Source organism: Bacillus sp. 22-7 (assembly GCF_010628845.1).
Lineage (GTDB): Bacteria > Bacillota > Bacilli > Bacillales > Cytobacillaceae > Cytobacillus > Cytobacillus firmus_B.
The window spans coordinates 1-16,652 of sequence record NZ_NJQY01000034.1 but is presented as its reverse complement, the minus strand read 5'-3'; the positions used below and the strand labels follow the sequence as shown (position 1 = coordinate 16,652).

Sequence of the window (16,652 nt, the reverse complement as noted above, 5' to 3'; positions counted from 1 at the left end):
GAGGTTTTAAAAAATGAGAAAATTAGGCAAGCAGGAGATTGAAGATATAGCAGTAGGTGCCGCCTTACTTGGAACCGGCGGAGGGGGAGACCCTTACATTGGAAAGCTCATGGCATTGCAGGCGATCGAAGAATATGGGGAAATTACACTTTTAGATCCAGATGAGGTGCCGGATGATGCATTAATTGTCCCATCAGCCATGATGGGAGCGCCAACTGTTATGCTTGAAAAGGCCCCAAGTGGTGAGGAGGCAGCTGCAGCTTTCAAAAACCTTGAATCGTATTTAGGGAAAGAGATTTATGCAACTATGCCAATTGAAGCTGGCGGATTGAATTCCATGCTGCCCTTGGCTCTTGCTGCCAAACTTGGCCTTCCAGTTGTAGATGTGGATGGGATGGGACGAGCGTTCCCTGAACTGCAAATGGTCACATTCTACTTGGATGGAATTTCTGCTACTCCTATGGTGATCGCAGATGAAAAAGGAAACACAACACTATTGTCGACGATCAATAATGTCTGGACAGAAAGGATTGCCCGGGCTGCAACGATTGAAATGGGCGGTTCTTCCATGATTGCCATCTATCCAATGACCGGCAAGGAGATTAAGAAAAGCGGTATTAGCAATATCTTAAAACTTGAAGAGGAAATCGGCAGAGCGATCCGGCTGGCTAAGGAATATAATGCTGACCCGATAAGCGAAGTCCTGAAAAAGGCTAAAGGGTTTGAACTGTTCCGCGGCAAAGTCAGCGACATTAATCGAAAGACAGAAACAGGTTTTGCAAGAGGAGTGGCAACCTTCGAAGGAATCAATGAGTATAAAGGCGAGACTCTAGAGGTTCGCTTCCAGAATGAACATCTTCTTGCCCAGACGGATCAGCGCCTGCTTTGTGTCACACCTGACCTGATTGCGGTACTTGATGCAGAAACTGGCCTTCCGATCACAACGGAGGGAATTAGATACGGTGCGAGATGTGTCATTATCGGAATGCCTTGCCATCCAAAATGGAGAACAGGGAAGGGGATTGAAACAGTTGGTCCAAAGTATTTTGGATATGATGTGGAATATGTCCCTGTTGAAGAACTAGCTAAAAAAGGAGTGACAGCATAATGGGTGTTTATCGAATTGGAATAGACGTTGGGGGAACCCATACAGATGCAGTGCTTTTAGATCAGGATAATACAGTCATTTCGGAAACAAAATCACCGACAACAGAAGATGTGGCAACGGGCATTTATACAGCCATGAAAAAAATTATACAGGATGGAAATGTTCCGCGGGAAGAAATCAAATATGCCATGCTGGGAACAACACACTGTACAAACGCAATCGTTGAGAGAAAAAGACTGAATAAAATTGCCGCAATACGTATTGGTGCTCCTGCAACCCTCGCGGTTAAGCCGCTGATCGGAGTGCCTGATGACCTGCGTGATGCACTCGGAAAATATGTTTACCTGATCCGGGGAGGACATGAATTTGATGGACGCGAAATCGTTTCTTTAGATGAAGAGCATTTATATCAAATTGCAGAGGAAATTAAAGGGAATGTGGATTCTGTTGCCATTACTTCTGTTTTCTCGCCAGTCTCGCAAGCACATGAGCAAAGAGCAAGTGAAATCATGAAAGAAGTGCTCGGAGAAGATATTTCTGTTTCCTTATCATCCGAAATTGGATCAGTAGGATTGCTGGAAAGGGAAAATGCAACCATTCTGAATGCTGCTGTTGTCAATGTTGCTAAAACAGCTGCGGACGGATTTATCAATGCTTTAAAAAATGAAGGTATCGAGGCAAAAGTCTTTTTCGGACAAAATGATGGCACCCTGATGTCTGTTGAGTATGCGGTGAAATACCCGATTTTCACAATTGCTTGCGGCCCAACGAATTCACTGCGCGGTGCATCTTATTTAAGCGATTCCTCAGATGCTATCGTTGTGGATGTTGGCGGTACAACGTCTGATGTCGGGGTTTTGGTTCAGTCATTCCCTAGGGAATCCTCCCTGGCTGTGGAAATTGGAGGAGCCCGCACGAATTTCCGGATGCCGGATCTGATTTCCATTGGACTTGGCGGCGGAACGATTATCAGAATTCAAGAAAATGGAGGCTTCACAGTTGGACCTGACAGCGTCGGATATCGGCTGCCGGAAAAAAGCCTTATTTTTGGAGGGGACACGTTAACCGCCACAGATGTTGCAGTAGCACTCGGCAAAGTGAATCTTGGCGATTCTTCAAAGGTAGCACATCTTGACCAAACATTATTGAATAAAGTCTATGATAAAATGGTCGAGCTTGTTGAAGAAGCGATTGATAAGATGAAAACAAGTGCGGCGCCGGTACCGGTCATCCTTGTTGGCGGAGGAAGTATTTTGCTGCCGGAAAAATTAAAAGGCGCTTCACAGGTCATTCGGCCTGAGCATTCAGGAGTAGCAAATGCCATCGGAGCAGCGATTTCCCAAGTCAGCGGACAAATTGAAAAGGTATATGCCCTGGCTGAAATCGGAAGAGAAAAGGCGCTTCAACTCGCTAAAGAAAAGGCTATGTCGGAAGCAATCAATGCTGGTGCTGATCCTGATAGTCTGGTCATTGTAGATATAGAAGATGTTCCGCTTGCCTACATGCCTGGCAATGCAACCCGTATTCGCGTAAAAGCTGCAGGAGATTTAGCCCGTCTGGAAGTGAATGAGTTAGTGTAGGATTGGCCGATATTGTAAAAGCTCTAGTCTATCGCTAGAGCTTTTTACTCATGATGGACAGGTGGAACAGTAATTTTTAGTATGGAGGAAGATCAAATGGATACAGAAACATATATAGATCAGATTAAAAATCACGCTCTTATTATGGATGGCCACTTCGACTTATTGATGGACGTGGCAATTCAAAGGGAACGCGGCAGAAGGAATGTGATTGAAACAGATTATTGGCCGCGTTTTAAACAAGGCGGCGTGAATATCATCATTGCTGCTATTTTTATTGATAGCAGTTTTTTGCCGGAAATGGCCTTGCGGAAAGCCTTGAATCAAGTAAGTGCAATTTATGAAGAAGTACAGGAATCACCAGATAAGTTAATGATCTGCAAAAATAGTGAAGACATGCTGCTGGCCCGGAAATCAGGCAAAATCGGTTTCCTGCTTTCTCTTGAGGGTGCAGAGCCAATTGGGACCGACTTAAGCCTGTTAAGGATATTCTATGAATTGGGTGTCCGAAACATGGGCTTGGTGTGGAGCAGAAGAAATGCCGTCGGTGATGGAAGCCATTTCAGCCCAATACGGGAAGGCAGGAAAGGCGGCATAACCTCTTTTGGTGTCCAGTTAATTGAAGAAGCAGAACAACTGGGAATGACGATTGATGTTTCCCATTTGAATGATGAAGGTTTTTGGGATGTCATTGAAATTTCAAAAAAGCCTATTATTGCTTCCCATTCAAATGCGAGGGCTCTTTCGAATACGATGCGCAATTTAACGGATGACCAAATGAAAGCCATTGCCTCCAAAGGCGGTGTTATCGGAATAAACGCAGTCAGCATCATTGTCGCAGCAGAAGACGAAAACAGTAATCTGGACCAGCTGATTAACCATCTTGATTATATGGTTCAGCTAGTTGGCATTGATCATGTCGGAATAGGTCTCGATTTATGTGATGATTTCTTCAAATATGTGTCCGCAGAGGATTTAGCCAGCATGCCTCGGAAACCGTTCGACGTGATTGACGGACATGGAAACCTGGGTCAATTGATTAAGGGATTGGCAGATAGAGGGTACAAGACGGAAGATATAGAAAAGATTTTGGGACGGAACTTTCAGAGAATATTTTAAACCTGAAGCTAGTAAATATTTATGCAACCTGACTTGTAAAAAAGGTGCTTTGCCCATTGCAGTTCTTGGGAGAGGCACCTTTTTTGCTAACATTATTTGTTTCTTAAAACAGACGGTAGAATAGGAAGTAGTGCATATAATCAAAAAGTGGTACATAAATGAACAAACCTGAAGCATAAATCGAAAAAGTGATGCACAAATCTATGAAAATGGTGCATAAATGTAAATGCCCCTAATTGTCCGCGGAAAATTCTTCTCTATTCATACAATCCGCCTGTATACATCCTCGTCAAGTTCACAATTACATCATCCATCTGATACTTTTCTTTGTTCATCACCAGATCCCACATGAACATCTCATTGGAATAAAACCAGCCTCTAGCGGTGAGGGCTGGATCGAGGTGCTCTTTGGCGAGATTTTGCGCCTGGGCGTAGCGGATATCAACTGAAATCCGTTCGATGAACCGTTCGCGAATTCCATACCATTTTTCCTCTATCTCAGGCGAGACGCGGATTACCTCTTTTACGACCTTCATCATGTCCCGCTCATTCAAAGCCAGCTGCAGAAACAGTCTGACCTGCTTCTTAATATTTTCAAAGGCCTCCTTTGGCCTGCGGCTTAAAGGGCATCTCTGCCACTTCGTAAAACTGGTTCATGAGATCCTCCATTAATGTTATGAAAATACAATCGATAGCGCCATCTACTACATAGATGATCCTGCCGATATGCAGAGCTTTATCGATCAGGCAAAAGCAGATGCGTGATCGTCGTAACATGACCCCGACATTGCGAGAGATTCGGATGTGGTTGTGAAGCTTTCGAAAGGGAGTATTACGTTTACATCGAATGAACCCGAGCCGGGTTCGAATTGAAAAAAGGTGCCTTTTCCTGAGGGAGGAGGCACCTTTTTTCAATTGCACTGCATTGGCAGTAGGAGGGAAAAGTTAATTAGCTGACCTTGCTCTCTAAAGGCAAACTCCCATTCTATACGCATAAATCTATTTTATAGTGGCACAATGAGAGAAAAGTCCGGAGAGCTGAAAATGAAAAAACAAAGATTATTTTTTAAAAAGCATCATCCATTTAAAGAGCAGTCTTCAGCAGAGGAAGATTCACATAAGGAAAAAAACATTGATCCTGAACTGGATAAAACAGTCCAAACATTAAAATCCATCTATTCTATTCCGGATAACATGGATGTAAAAGTCCGTACCTTTCATATTGGCGGATTAAACAGGAAAGCCGCCATTTTTTATATAAGCACCATTTCGGATACAGAGATCATTGAGGAGCACGTCCTCCAGCCTTTACTTTTAAATAAAGACTCTTCAAAAGAAATTAAGGATATGGTTACTGCCCAATCATTAACTGCTGTGGAAGGAATCAAGGATTTATTAAAGGAGCTAAACACCGGAAATACAGCACTTTTGGTAGATGGTGATCAGAAAGCCTATATTATCAGTTCCAATAATTTTCAGGGCAGAGGTATTGATAAAGCTGAAAATGAGGTCGTGATCAAAGGTCCAAAGGAAGCCTTTAATGAAAAAGCAGGCACAAACATTTCATTAATCCGAAAGAAAATAAAGAATGAAAATTTAATAGTGGAAACGACTACAATCTCCAAGCGATCGAATAACGAGCTATTTATTGTTTATATAAAAGATCTGGCAAATGAAGAGCTGCTCGATACTATTAAAGAAAAAGTAAATTCACTTGATGTGGATGCTATACAGAATCTTTCCATTTTAGAAGAATATCTGGAAGAAAGCCACATTACCCTTTTTCCGACCATTTTGTATACAGAAAGGCCGGATCGTGCAGCTTCTTTTTTAGAAGACGGCTATATTGCTTTATTAATGGATAATTCACCGGCTTCTTTAATTCTACCGGCTACATTCTGGTCCTTTTTTCATACCTCTGAAGACCGCTATTTACGTTTTATCTATGGGAATTTCACAAGGGCATTGCGTATACTTTCCGTATTTATTACGTTATTTATATCTTCCATATACATCTCCATTACCAATTACCATGTTGAGATGATACCGGCAGACCTGCTATTGGCCATATCGGCGACAAGAGAAATTGTGCCTTTTCCTTCCGTTGTGGAAGTCCTGCTGATGGAAATTGCCTTTGAACTGATTAGGGAAGCCGGCTTGCGGGTGCCCAGTCCAATTGGTCCAACAATCGGAATCGTAGGCGCTTTAATATTGGGGCAAGCCGCTGTCCAGGCAAATATAGTCAGCCCTCTCGTTGTCATTGTGGTTGCCCTGGGAGGCTTAAGTTCATTTGCGATTGGAGATATAAGTATGAACTTTGCCATTCGTTTAATGAGATTCCTGTTTATTTTTTCAGCTGCTTCTTTCGGATTTTATGGAATGACAGCCGCATTTTCAGTTGGGCTGTTTTATATGGTTTCCATTAAATCCTTTGGTGTTCCTTACTTAGCTCCAATGACACCTGCCTATACATCATCTAAGGATACCGTTTTTAGAAGGCTGATACGAAAGGAAATATTTCGGCCAGATTACCTTAAGCCGGAAGACTTACAGAAAAAATCAGGAGAATGAATATGGAGAAAATAGAGGGAAAAATAGGCGGAAGGGAATTTATAGCTATCATTATCCTGACCGTTGGGACAAAACTGGCTGACGATACCCCTGCCATTTTATATGAAAGATTAGGCAATGCTGCCTGGATGGCACCAATGATAATGGGAATGGTATGGATCATCCCTCTCTATCTTCTGGTAAAAGTCATTTCGTTGTATGAAGGCAAAAGTTTAGTCGATATTATTAAAAACCTGTTTGGAAAATACATGGGATTTATCATCCTGTTTTTATTATGGGTCATCCAATCCTACGCAATTATTATTGATACAGCGATTTATACAGACATAATTGGAACCATGTATTTTACGAAAACACCCGCTCTAATTATTTATATCATATTAATGGCTGTATCCGCGTATGGGGCAAAAAAGGGACTTGAGCATATTGGGTCATTCGCCTGGTCTGTATTACTCTTGATCAAAATTTCCGCTTTTGCTGCGTTGATAATGATCTGTATTCAAGGGGAAATCGATTTTATATTTCCAATTTTGGGGCCAGGTAAATGGGATATTTTGAAGGAGAGTACAGCAAATTCCTCTCTTTTTGCCGACTTTGTTTATTTCAGTCTGATCGCGCCATTAATAAAAAGTTCAAAGGACTATAAAAAATGGAAACGGCTGGGGCTTATTTTTGTTATTCTGGAACTTTCTTTTGCCCTATTTGGCTTTGTGCTGGTATTTGATTATATCGCTGTAAAAATGATGAATTATCCTTTTCATGAAGCCATTCGGTATATTCAATTCGGGTTTCTGACCAATGTAGAGATGTTCATCTTCCCTTTCTGGCTGCTGTCCACTTTTGTTCGCTTTGCCGTGTATTTGTATTTATGTGCCTTGCTGTTTGGAGGTCTATTCAACATTAAACAATTTGAATATATCATCCCGACGCTTGCGACTTTAGTTGTTTTCATTGGGATGATGCCGGAAACCCCAACTTTTACGATCTTTAATCTGAGGCAGAATTTCCTGCACCTTATTACTCCATTCTTTTTAGTGCTGCCCTTTGTATTATGGATTACGGCAAAATTAAAAGGGGACCTAAAGAAATGAAAAAATATGTGCATTTATGTAAATATCTGTGTTTATTGGTGATGATTTTTCTGCTAAGCGGCTGCTGGGATCAAATAAGTATAGACAAAAGAGCCTATGTAGTTGCCATGGGCCTGGATAAAGGGGAAAAAGAGGATGAAATTAAAATAACTTATCTCATTTCAAACCCTGAATTATCCAAACAGCAGGGAGGATCTGATGAACCGCCCCGGGAAGTCATATCCTTTCAAACAAATGACATGATCACATCAAAGAATCTGGCAAACACTACTATTGCAAAAGATATCGTCTATGATCTATTGAGTGTCATGATCGTCTCTGAAGATTTCGCTAAAAGCGGGGACTTTATCAGGTGGATATATGATGCCACAAAAGACAGGGAGATTAAACGAAACATTACTCTGATCGTAACCAAAGAAGAAGCCAGTAAGTTTATAAATGAAAATGACCCTAAATTGGAAACTCGAATTCATAAATACTTTAACCTAATATTAGAACACGGGATCCAAACCGGTTTTATACCAGATTCAGATCTGCATAGATTTTTTAGGATTGCTGAAGCAGACGCTGATCTCTTCTTGGCTATATACGGGTCTGTTGAGGAAGAAAAAGAGGGGAAGCAGAAGGAGCAATTTTTTGCAGGCGGACTTCAAACCGAAGGAGAAACAAATAAAACCCAATTTATAGGGGCGGCTGTTTTTAAAGAAGGAAGAATGATTGGACGGCTTACAGGTGAGGAAACACGGCTTTCGGGCCTTTTAAATAATACCATAAGCATGTCGGACATCTTAACCTCCTTTCCAGACCCTTTTGACGAAAGATACCGAATTGCAGCAAGAATTATACAGAAAGAAGCGAATGATGTAAAAATGAATCTGAAAAATGGAGAACCGGTCATTGATGTGACGGTCCCGCTTTATATGGAAATATTGTCGGATCATAGCATGGTTAACTATGCTAAACATAGCGGGAAAAGGAGCCATTTAAAACAATATATAGAGGAAAGAATCACACAAAAAATGAATGATCTCGTTGCTAAAACACAAGAGGAATTTAAAGGAGAGCCATTCGGCTGGTCACTGATTGCCAGAAGACAGTTCTCAACGATTCCAGAATACGAAAAGTTCGACTGGATGAAATCTTATCCGAATATGAAGGTTAATGTATCTGTAAAAATCAAATTTGGAGAATTTGGCAGACAAAGTGAATTGCCGAGTTTGGAGCAAATGAGGGATTGAATTGAACGCATTAGCGTGGGGAATCATGATCATGGTTTTTATGTATACAGCTGGTTTTGCCTTGAAACTTTGGCGAAATAAGAATAAGGCGGGTTCCATTGCCGTGTTTATTTTAGCGCTGGCCATAGCCGTTACGCCTTTTTTTTCAGTATTAAACTCAGGCTAGCGAATTTAAATAAACCATTAAGGTGCATGGCCAAAGGAAATCCCTGGGCAGGCACCTTATTTGTGGTATTAAATTATTCATATAATCCCCCCGTATACATTCTGGTCAGATTCACAATCACATCATTTATCTGATACTTTTCCTGATTCATCACCAGCTCCCACATGAACATCTCATTCGAATAAAACCAGCCTCTCGCGGTGAGGGCCGGGTTAAGGTTCTCTTTGGCAAGCTTTTGTGACTGAGCGTAGCGGATGTCTACTGAAATCCGTTCGATAAAGCGTTCACGGATTCCATACCATTTTTCCTCTATCTCAGGAGAGACGCCGATTGCCTCTTTTACGACCTTCATCATGTCCCGCTCATCCAAAGCCAGCTGCAGGAACAGCCTCACCTGCTTTTTAATATTTTCATAGGCCTCTTCTTTGGCCTGCGGCTTAAAGGGCATCTCTGCCACTTCGTAAAACTGGTTCATGAGATCCTCCATTAATGTAATGAAAAGCTCGTCTTTATTTTTAAAATAGACGTACGCCGTGCCGTAGCCTGTTTTTGCTTTTTTGATTACTTGGGAGATGGTCGCTTTTTGAAAGCCGTTTTCGAGAAAAACTTCTTTTCCGGCCTGGAGAAGCTTTTGGCGTGTTTTCAGGGCCTGCTGCTGTCTCGCAGGCAATTGATCTATGGAATTTTTCATCTATTTCATTCCTTTTTATATTTTCTACTATTACTGACATTATATCATTGACATAGTGTCAATCAAACAATATAATTTTCGTAAATAATAAATATTCTGAAAGGTTGGAAATATATGGATACCACAAAAGAGTATGCAGTCAGACTTGATGAACAAAATGACCTGTCCTGCCGGGAAGAGTTTTATATAAAAGAAGATGGAATTTATCTGGATGGCAATTCACTTGGCCTGCTTTCAAAACGTGCGGAGAAATCACTCCTTGACCTGCTTGAATCCTGGAAACACCATGCCATTGACGGCTGGACAGAAGGGGATAATCCCTGGTTCTATCTATCTGAAAAACTGGGTAGAGAGCTGGCGCCAATCGTAGGGGCAAATCCGGAGGAAGTAGTTGTAAGCGGTTCCACAACTGTTAACCTTCACCAGCTTGTCTCCACTTTTTATAATCCGGAAGGAAAAAGAACAAAGATACTGGCAGACGAGCTCAATTTTCCAAGTGATATTTACGCGCTGCAAAGCCAGGTGAAGCTGAAGGGCTTTGATCCCGATGAGCATCTTGTCCGGGTGAAAAGCGCGGATGGTCATACATTGAGGGAAGAAGACATTGTCGCGGCCATGACGGATGAAATCGCGCTGATTGTCCTGCCTGGTGTTTTATACCGTAGCGGCCAGGTGCTGGATATGGAGTATTTGACTGCTGAGGCGCATAAACGCGGGATTGAAATCGGCTTTGATCTATGCCATTCGGTTGGATCTGTCCCCCATTCCCTAAGTGATTGGAATGTCGATTTCGCGTTCTGGTGCAACTATAAGCATCTGAATGGTGGTCCAGGCTCAACGGGCGGGCTGTTTGTGAACAAGCGCCACTTTGGAAAGGTTCCGGGACTTTCCGGCTGGTTCAGCTCCCGCAAGGATAAGCAGTTTGATATGGAACATGTGCTGACTGCGGCTGAGGATGCGGGGGCTTACCAGATCGGTACGCCGAATATTTTCAGCATGGCGCCAATTATTGGCTCACTAAGCATGTTTAATGAAGTCGGTATGGAACGAATCCGTGAAAAGTCTCTTCAGCTGACAGGCTATATGATCGAGCTGATTCAGCATGAGCTTGAAGGACATGGTCTTGTCCTGCGCAATCCGCTTGATGAAAAGAAGCGGGGCGGCCATATTTATCTGGAGCACCCTGAAGCAGCAAGAATCTGCAAGGCGCTGAAGGTTGAGGGAGTCATCCCGGATTTTCGCGCGCCAAATGGTATCCGGCTGGCGCCGGTTGCACTATACAACACGTTTGAAGATGTGTGGAAAACCGTACAAATTTTAAAAGGCATCATGGAAGAGGAAAAATATAAGCAATTCGAAAATAAGCGGGGAGTCGTAGCATGACGAAAAAGGGATGGATCGATATATCACAGCCGCTGACTAATAGCATCGCCCACTGGCCCGGAGATACCCCGTTCAGCTATGAAACGGCTTTTACAAAAGAACAAACCGGCTCTGTCAATATCGGCCGGATTACGACAAGCCTGCATACCGGCACCCATGTCGATGCGCCGTTCCATTTTAATGATGAAGGCGAAAAGATTCTGGATCTGGACATTGAGCTGTATATCGGGCCAGCGAGGGTGATCGATGTATCTGGGTATGAAAAGGTGGATTCGGAGGTTCTGAAAAAGTTTGATCTCGAAGGCACAGAACGTGTGCTCCTTAGGACCTCGGTTCCGAATGATTCGGAAGTGTTTCCGAATCGGATCCCTGAACTGACCGCGGATATGGCAGACTACCTTGGCAGCAAAAGGGTGCGCCTGCTCGGAGTGGATGTGCCATCTGTCGATCAGCTCGACAGCAAAGAGATGGAAACGCATCATGCCTTATATCGGAATGGCATTCATATACTGGAAAATATCATGCTGGATGAGGTAGAAGAAGGAAATTATGAACTAATTGCTTTGCCGCTCCCGATCAAAGACGGAGACGGGAGCCCGGTGCGGGCGGTTATTCGCCCGATTTAAGCGGGGAATGCAAAATCCTGAATTTATCGGCCGATACGGAAATTTAAATTTAACGGCCAAATCCTGTATTTAACAGCCAATACGGAAATTTAACGCCAAACTAACATTTTTAACGGCCGAACGGCCAGGTTTATCGGCAAATTGCTAAATTTTTGCCTTGCAGGAACAGCAGAGCCATCAGAGATAGCCTTTACCGGCCGATTTTAAAGAAATACCGGCCAAACTGTTACATTTACCGGCCAATTTCAATAAAATACCGGCCAAATTGCGGGATTTACCGGCCAATTGAAGTTCGGCTGCAAGCAGCAGCGGGTATATCGGCAAAAAAATAATATATCGGTCAATCACATAACAATATCGGTCATATTTTCAATATATCAGTCACTTTCCAGATATATCGGTCAGCTGCTGATATACCGGCCGAATCGAGAACGATAAGAACCAATCCCAAGGAGGAACCAACATGATCAACGAAAAACACCAGGACGTAAACGCAACAACCTCTGAAAAAAGCATTCATACAGACTTTACTAATAACATGACATACGGTGAATACCTTCAGCTTGATAAAATCCTATCCGCGCAAAACAGGCTTTCCGGCCATCATGATGAGATGCTGTTCATCGTAATCCACCAGGTGAGCGAGCTGTGGATGAAGCTGATTCTTCACGAAATGGGCGCAGCCATCGAATCAATTGAAAACAATGATTTATCCACAGCACAGAAAAGATTGTCACGCGTTTCAAAGACGCAATCGCAGATTATTCAGGCATGGGATGTGCTGTCCACCCTGACACCTTCCGAATATATGGAGTTCCGTGATTCCCTTGGCCAGGCATCTGGCTTTCAATCCTACCAGTATCGTATGGTAGAATTTGCGTTAGGCTACAAAACCGAGCATGTCCTGAAAATCTATCAAAAAGATCCCGAGCTGCATGCCAGATTAACAGAAGCATTCGAAAGACCGGGCCTTTACGATGTAGCCATCCGCGCGCTTCACAAAGCCGGATTGCCAATTGATGAAGACATTCTGAACAGAGATGTAACCAGAACCTACAAAGAAAATGAGTCTGTCCGCGACGCCTGGATGACTGTGTATAAAAATCCTGAAAAGTACTGGGAGTTATACGAGCTTGCGGAAAAACTTGTGGATATCGAAGACTGGCTCCAGCAGTGGCGCTTCCGCCATATGAAAACGGTCGAAAGAATCATTGGCTTCAAGATGGGCACTGGCGGCTCATCCGGTGTCGGCTATCTGAAAAAAGTGCTGGATCAGCGATTCTTCCCTGAGCTTTGGGATATTCGTACAGAGCTGTAATCTCTCGGGGTAACTTCGGACAGAAGCAGGGGAAAAAACGCTGGTTGAGTCCGAACTTGGTGTTGCATCGGACACAACCAGCGAGAAAACCTTTGGCGGAGTCCGAACCCGGACCAACTTTTGACGCAGCTAGCGAGAAAACGGGGGTCAGAAGTCCGAACCCGGACCAACTTCTGACGCAGCCAGCGAGAAAACGGGGGTCAGAAGTCCGAACCCGGACCAACTTCTGACACAGCCAGCGAGAAAACGGGAGTCAGAGTCCGAACCCGGGCCAACTTTTGACACAGCCAGCGAGAAAACGGGAGTTAGAGTCCGAACCCGGGCCAACTTCTGACACAGCCAGCGAGAAAACGGGAGTCAGAGTCCGAACCCGGATCAACTTCAGACACAACCAGCAAGAAAACCGCAATCAGAGTTCGAACCACCTATATAACCTATATAAATAGAAACTAAACAGGGGGGAAACTATGAGTACAAATCGAGAGCAATGGTCATCTAAGTTCGGTTTTATTATGTCCTCGGCCGGGGCGGCGATTGGCCTGGGGGCCATCTGGAAGTTCCCGTACGTAGCCGGAACAAGCGGAGGGGGCGCCTTTTTGCTGATGTTTATCGCATTTACGATTCTGGTGGGGCTGCCGATGCTCATTTCAGAATTTATTATCGGGCGGGGCGCACAGAAGGAAGCGGTATCTGCCTACTATAAACTGGCTCCAAACAGCCTGTGGACGATTACCGGGAAGCTTGGGGTGATCGGCTGCTTCCTGCTGCTGAGCTTTTACTCGGTTGTTGGGGGCTGGGTGCTGATTTACACAGTTCTGTCGATCGGCGGCCAAATCATCAAGCCGGGTGCAGCCTATCCGGAACTATTCGGCATGATCACTTCAACGCCAAGCTGGACGCTAATGGGACTGGCTGTATTTCTTCTTATTAATATTGTCGTCATTACATTCGGAATCCAAAACGGGATTGAAGCTGCAAGCAAATACATGATGCCGCTATTATTCATCTTTTTTATCGTGCTTGTTATACGCGCTTTGACGCTGGATGGAGCAATGGAAGGGGTCAAGTTCTTCCTGAACCCGGACTTTAGTAAAATCACAGGCGAATCGGCACTCTATGCATTGGGACAATCATTCTTTGCGTTAGCAGTCGGTTTTTCCTGCATGGTCACGTACAGCTCATACCTGGATAAGAAAGTCAGCATTCCATCATCAGCCGGATCTGTTGTGATCATGAACATCATCATCTCGGTCCTGGCAGGGTTGGCGATTTTCCCGGTTGTCTTTGCATTCGGATTTGAACCGGCGGAAGGCCCGGGGCTGCTGTTCATGGTCCTGCCGGCAGTTTTTTCACAGATTCCATTAGGAGAAGTGTTCCTGGCGATTTTCCTGCTGCTATTCTTATTTGCAACCCTGACATCATCATTCAGCATGCTGGAAATCATCGTCTCCGCCTTCATCGAGAACGGAAAGCATTCACGGAAAAAAATCTCCTGGATCTCCGGCATTGTCATGTTTGCTGCCGGGATTCCTGCTGCGCTGTCATTCAGCCTGCTTGGAGACTTCACGATTTTCGGAAAAAATATTTTTGATGCAACCGACTACCTGGTCAGCAACATCCTGCTTCCGCTGGGCTGCCTGCTGATTGCCCTGTTTATTACTTTAAGAATGGACAAAGGGCTTGTCAAAGAAGAATTTCTGGTTGGCAGCGACATTTCGCAAGCCATGTACACAGTGTGGAGCATTCTGATGAAAGTGGTTGTTCCGGTTACAATTGTGGTTGTGTTTTTGAGCACATTAGGAGTTATTTAAAGAAGCGCCTATCCGGCGCTTTTTTTTACTTTTTCATAAAAAATTTAAATTTATGGTTTATGGGTAAAATAATAAGGGTATATAATTTTTGGATTCTGCCATAAAAATGAAGTGAACTTCAATATCGAATTCAAGAGAAGGATTTTATTCGATTTAAACGAATTGTATAATATATAAAACAAGGGGGCGTATGTTTAAAATGGAAGCAACCTACAAAGAAACAAGCGATATTGCGGGATTCATTGTTGCGAATCGTGAGAACTTTCAGCAAAAATTATTGTCAGAGGCTGTGAATGTAGCCTCTAAGATCAGTGAAATTCTGCAAAGAGGGAATATTGATCTTTTAAAAAATGCAGAAAGATTGGCTTTATATGTTGCGGAAAATAAAGAAGAAGAACTGATTGCTTTTGCCAGACAGGAAGGCGTTGCCTGGGCTGAGCATTCCCTGACGCTTTCTTTTAAACTGGAATGGGTGCAGGCGATCCGGCGGACTTTGTGGCACTTTCTGTTCCAGTATGACAAAGTTAAGGGGCAGGACAAGGCGCCTGAGGATTTTTATAATATGGAAAAAGAGGTCAATGATCATGTCGATCAATTTTTAAATAACTTCTTTATCAGCTATTCTGATTATAAAGATGAAATGCTTAAATCACAGCGCAAACTGGTGGAGCATTTGTCCGTGCCGATTATTCCGGTCAGCACGTCTGTCGCTGTACTGCCGCTGATTGGCATGATTGATTCGTACCGGATTCAGACGATTGAAGAGAAAGTTCTGATGGATATCTCATCGATTAAAATCCAGACCTTAATAATGGATCTTTCCGGAATTGCAGATATGGAAGTTGATGTTATTGTCCACTTCAAAAAGATTTTGAGCGGCATTAGGATGATGGGCTGTGATGCAGTAATTACCGGTCTTAGAGCTGAGCTTGTCCGCAAAATGATCCATGCTGGTGTTTCGTTCGAGAGCCAGGCGGAAACAAAGGGAACATTGCAGCAGACCTTACGGGAATATTTAGTGATTGAACCTAAAAAATAGTACATATAAATCTGCCTGCCGCTGTCCTTAATGGAACGCGGCAGGCATTTTTTAAAAGGAGCCCAAGATGAAGGACTTTGACGACTGGCTGGATATCCAAACACACGGCGACCAAAAAGGGTTTCACAAATCCTTTCACTATCACCGCTACGAACCTACTCCTTATGAGGGCCTGGAAAAACTGTTCAGTGAATACACGCTGAAAAGCAGTGACCGCCTCGTGGACTTCGGCTGCGGAAAGGGCCGGCTTCCGTTTTACATACACCATACCTTTCGAGCTTCCGCTGCAGGTGTGGAAATGAATGATGACTTCTACCATGAGGCAATGAAAAATCTCCGGACGTACAAAGGGGAAAAAGCAGGAATCAGCTTTTATAAGATCCTGGCTCAGGAGTATGAAATCACTCCGCAGGACACTCATTTTTACTTTTTCAATCCGTTTTCGGTGCAGATTTTTATGAAAGTCGTCAATAATATACTCCGCTCAGCCGAAGGCAGCCCGCGCAAAATGGATATTATTCTGTACTACCCTTCAGAGGATTATTTATTTTATCTGGAAAACAGCACCCCATTTGAGCTGATCAAAGAGGTGGCACTTAAGGGTGATGAAAACGAGCGATTCCTGGTCTATCGTTTCAATCAAACGTTTGATTGAAAAATTCCCCTTGCCAAAAGGCTGGGGGAATTTCTTTTTATCGCAGTCTAACGGGCAGTAAGACCCCCACTTTCAAGACTCAGAGGAATCAAAGGAGGATAAGTGGGGGGGCAAACTGCCCGTAAAGGCCCGATTGGTCGAGCTAACGAGCAGTGCAGGAGAGAGCGCCCCCCTGGGTCGCGGTACCCTTTATCGCAGTCTAACGGGCAGTAAGACCCCACTTCAAAACTCTAAGGAATCAATAGAGGAAATCGGG

At 43.6% G+C, this 16,652-nt stretch carries 16 protein-coding genes; 13 read left to right on the top strand and 3 right to left on the bottom strand.

Annotation, left to right across the window (positions count from 1 at the left end):
- The first annotated feature begins 13 nt into the window (after nt 1-13).
- The 3 genes from CE058_RS20915 to CE058_RS20905 all read left to right on the top strand — a co-directional run bounded on the left by CE058_RS20915 (nt 14) and on the right by CE058_RS20905 (nt 3,807).
- Nucleotides 14-1,108 (top strand): S-methyl thiohydantoin desulfurase family protein, encoded by a 1,095-nt coding sequence (locus tag CE058_RS20915; protein WP_061791383.1) that lies wholly within the window; start codon nt 14-16, stop codon nt 1,106-1,108.
- Nucleotides 1,108-2,688, top strand: coding sequence for a hydantoinase/oxoprolinase N-terminal domain-containing protein (locus CE058_RS20910; protein ID WP_163144935.1), 1,581 nt, complete (start codon nt 1,108-1,110; stop codon nt 2,686-2,688). The genes CE058_RS20915 and CE058_RS20910 overlap by 1 nt, the downstream gene beginning before the upstream one ends.
- A gap of 96 nt (nt 2,689-2,784) precedes the next feature.
- A complete protein-coding gene (locus CE058_RS20905) occupies nt 2,785-3,807 on the top strand; it encodes a dipeptidase (protein ID WP_163144934.1) in 1,023 nt (340 codons plus the stop codon).
- A 257-nt stretch (nt 3,808-4,064) separates the two neighbouring features.
- Here CE058_RS20905 and CE058_RS20900 read toward each other — a convergent pair whose 3' ends face one another.
- Entirely contained in the window at nt 4,065-4,346 is a 282-nt protein-coding gene (locus CE058_RS20900) for a hypothetical protein (RefSeq protein ID WP_286168104.1), read from the bottom strand.
- Between the two features lie 55 nt (nt 4,347-4,401).
- Nucleotides 4,402-4,584 (bottom strand): hypothetical protein, encoded by a 183-nt coding sequence (locus CE058_RS25165; RefSeq protein WP_252220889.1) that lies wholly within the window; start codon nt 4,582-4,584, stop codon nt 4,402-4,404.
- A 267-nt stretch (nt 4,585-4,851) separates the two neighbouring features.
- Between CE058_RS25165 and CE058_RS20890 the strand changes: the two genes are divergently transcribed.
- From CE058_RS20890 to CE058_RS20875, 4 genes are read left to right on the top strand one after another with little or no spacing between them, the layout of a single operon-like run.
- A complete protein-coding gene (locus CE058_RS20890; protein WP_163144933.1) occupies nt 4,852-6,378 on the top strand; it encodes a spore germination protein in 1,527 nt (508 codons plus the stop codon).
- A 2-nt stretch (nt 6,379-6,380) separates the two neighbouring features.
- Nucleotides 6,381-7,469 carry a GerAB/ArcD/ProY family transporter gene (locus CE058_RS20885; protein ID WP_163144932.1) on the top strand — a complete coding sequence of 363 codons (1,089 nt, stop codon included), beginning with the start codon at nt 6,381-6,383 and terminating at the stop codon, nt 7,467-7,469.
- Nucleotides 7,466-8,707 carry a Ger(x)C family spore germination protein gene (locus CE058_RS20880; protein ID WP_163144931.1) on the top strand — a complete coding sequence of 414 codons (1,242 nt, stop codon included), beginning with the start codon at nt 7,466-7,468 and terminating at the stop codon, nt 8,705-8,707. Before CE058_RS20885 ends, CE058_RS20880 begins: the two co-directional genes overlap by 4 nt.
- A 1-nt stretch (nt 8,708) precedes the next feature.
- On the top strand, nt 8,709-8,873 hold the full coding sequence (locus CE058_RS20875) for a hypothetical protein (RefSeq protein WP_163144930.1): 165 nt from the start codon (nt 8,709-8,711) through the stop codon (nt 8,871-8,873).
- Between the two features lie 73 nt (nt 8,874-8,946).
- Here the strand turns inward: CE058_RS20875 and CE058_RS20870 are convergent, their stop codons facing one another.
- Nucleotides 8,947-9,564 carry a TetR/AcrR family transcriptional regulator gene (locus CE058_RS20870; protein WP_163144929.1) on the bottom strand — a complete coding sequence of 206 codons (618 nt, stop codon included), beginning with the start codon at nt 9,562-9,564 and terminating at the stop codon, nt 8,947-8,949.
- Nucleotides 9,565-9,678: 114 nt separating this feature from the next.
- On the opposite strand from CE058_RS20870, the gene kynU reads away from it, so the two are divergent.
- The 6 genes from kynU (at nt 9,679) to CE058_RS20840 (ending at nt 16,396) form a co-directional block, all read left to right on the top strand.
- Nucleotides 9,679-10,947 carry a kynureninase gene (kynU, locus tag CE058_RS20865; RefSeq protein ID WP_163144928.1) on the top strand — a complete coding sequence of 423 codons (1,269 nt, stop codon included), beginning with the start codon at nt 9,679-9,681 and terminating at the stop codon, nt 10,945-10,947.
- A complete protein-coding gene (kynB, locus tag CE058_RS20860; RefSeq protein WP_048009509.1) occupies nt 10,944-11,573 on the top strand; it encodes an arylformamidase in 630 nt (209 codons plus the stop codon). Before kynU ends, kynB begins: the two co-directional genes overlap by 4 nt.
- 463 nt (nt 11,574-12,036) lie before the next feature.
- Nucleotides 12,037-12,891: a tryptophan 2,3-dioxygenase gene (gene kynA, locus CE058_RS20855; protein WP_197087645.1), complete on the top strand. Its 855-nt coding sequence runs from the start codon at nt 12,037-12,039 to the stop codon at nt 12,889-12,891.
- 467 nt (nt 12,892-13,358) lie between these two features.
- The gene (locus CE058_RS20850) at nt 13,359-14,702 is read left to right on the top strand and encodes a sodium-dependent transporter (RefSeq protein ID WP_163144927.1); all 1,344 of its coding nucleotides are present in this window, start codon (nt 13,359-13,361) and stop codon (nt 14,700-14,702) included.
- Nucleotides 14,703-14,901: 199 nt separating this feature from the next.
- Nucleotides 14,902-15,741 (top strand): STAS domain-containing protein, encoded by an 840-nt coding sequence (locus CE058_RS20845; RefSeq protein WP_163144926.1) that lies wholly within the window; start codon nt 14,902-14,904, stop codon nt 15,739-15,741.
- Nucleotides 15,742-15,808: 67 nt separating this feature from the next.
- Nucleotides 15,809-16,396, top strand: coding sequence for an SAM-dependent methyltransferase (locus CE058_RS20840; protein ID WP_163144925.1), 588 nt, complete (start codon nt 15,809-15,811; stop codon nt 16,394-16,396).
- Nucleotides 16,397-16,652: the final 256 nt, after the last annotated feature.

Bases quoted from the DNA above. Each gene is read 5' to 3' on its own strand.
- CE058_RS20905 (WP_163144934.1), top strand. From the start codon at position 2,785: ATGGATACAGAAACATATATAGATCAGATTAAAAATCACGCTCTTATT.
- CE058_RS20845 (WP_163144926.1), top strand. From the start codon at position 14,902: ATGGAAGCAACCTACAAAGAAACAAGCGATATTGCGGGATTCATTGTT.
- CE058_RS20890 (WP_163144933.1), top strand. From the start codon at position 4,852: ATGAAAAAACAAAGATTATTTTTTAAAAAGCATCATCCATTTAAAGAG.
- CE058_RS25165 (WP_252220889.1), bottom strand. From the start codon at position 4,584: ATGTTACGACGATCACGCATCTGCTTTTGCCTGATCGATAAAGCTCTG.
- CE058_RS20915 (WP_061791383.1), top strand. From the start codon at position 14: ATGAGAAAATTAGGCAAGCAGGAGATTGAAGATATAGCAGTAGGTGCC.
- CE058_RS20870 (WP_163144929.1), bottom strand. From the start codon at position 9,564: ATGAAAAATTCCATAGATCAATTGCCTGCGAGACAGCAGCAGGCCCTG.
- CE058_RS20900 (WP_286168104.1), bottom strand. From the start codon at position 4,346: ATGATGAAGGTCGTAAAAGAGGTAATCCGCGTCTCGCCTGAGATAGAG.
- kynA (WP_197087645.1), top strand. From the start codon at position 12,037: ATGATCAACGAAAAACACCAGGACGTAAACGCAACAACCTCTGAAAAA.
- CE058_RS20910 (WP_163144935.1), top strand. From the start codon at position 1,108: ATGGGTGTTTATCGAATTGGAATAGACGTTGGGGGAACCCATACAGAT.
- CE058_RS20840 (WP_163144925.1), top strand. From the start codon at position 15,809: ATGAAGGACTTTGACGACTGGCTGGATATCCAAACACACGGCGACCAA.
- CE058_RS20850 (WP_163144927.1), top strand. From the start codon at position 13,359: ATGAGTACAAATCGAGAGCAATGGTCATCTAAGTTCGGTTTTATTATG.
- kynB (WP_048009509.1), top strand. From the start codon at position 10,944: ATGACGAAAAAGGGATGGATCGATATATCACAGCCGCTGACTAATAGC.
- CE058_RS20885 (WP_163144932.1), top strand. From the start codon at position 6,381: ATGGAGAAAATAGAGGGAAAAATAGGCGGAAGGGAATTTATAGCTATC.
- CE058_RS20880 (WP_163144931.1), top strand. From the start codon at position 7,466: ATGAAAAAATATGTGCATTTATGTAAATATCTGTGTTTATTGGTGATG.
- kynU (WP_163144928.1), top strand. From the start codon at position 9,679: ATGGATACCACAAAAGAGTATGCAGTCAGACTTGATGAACAAAATGAC.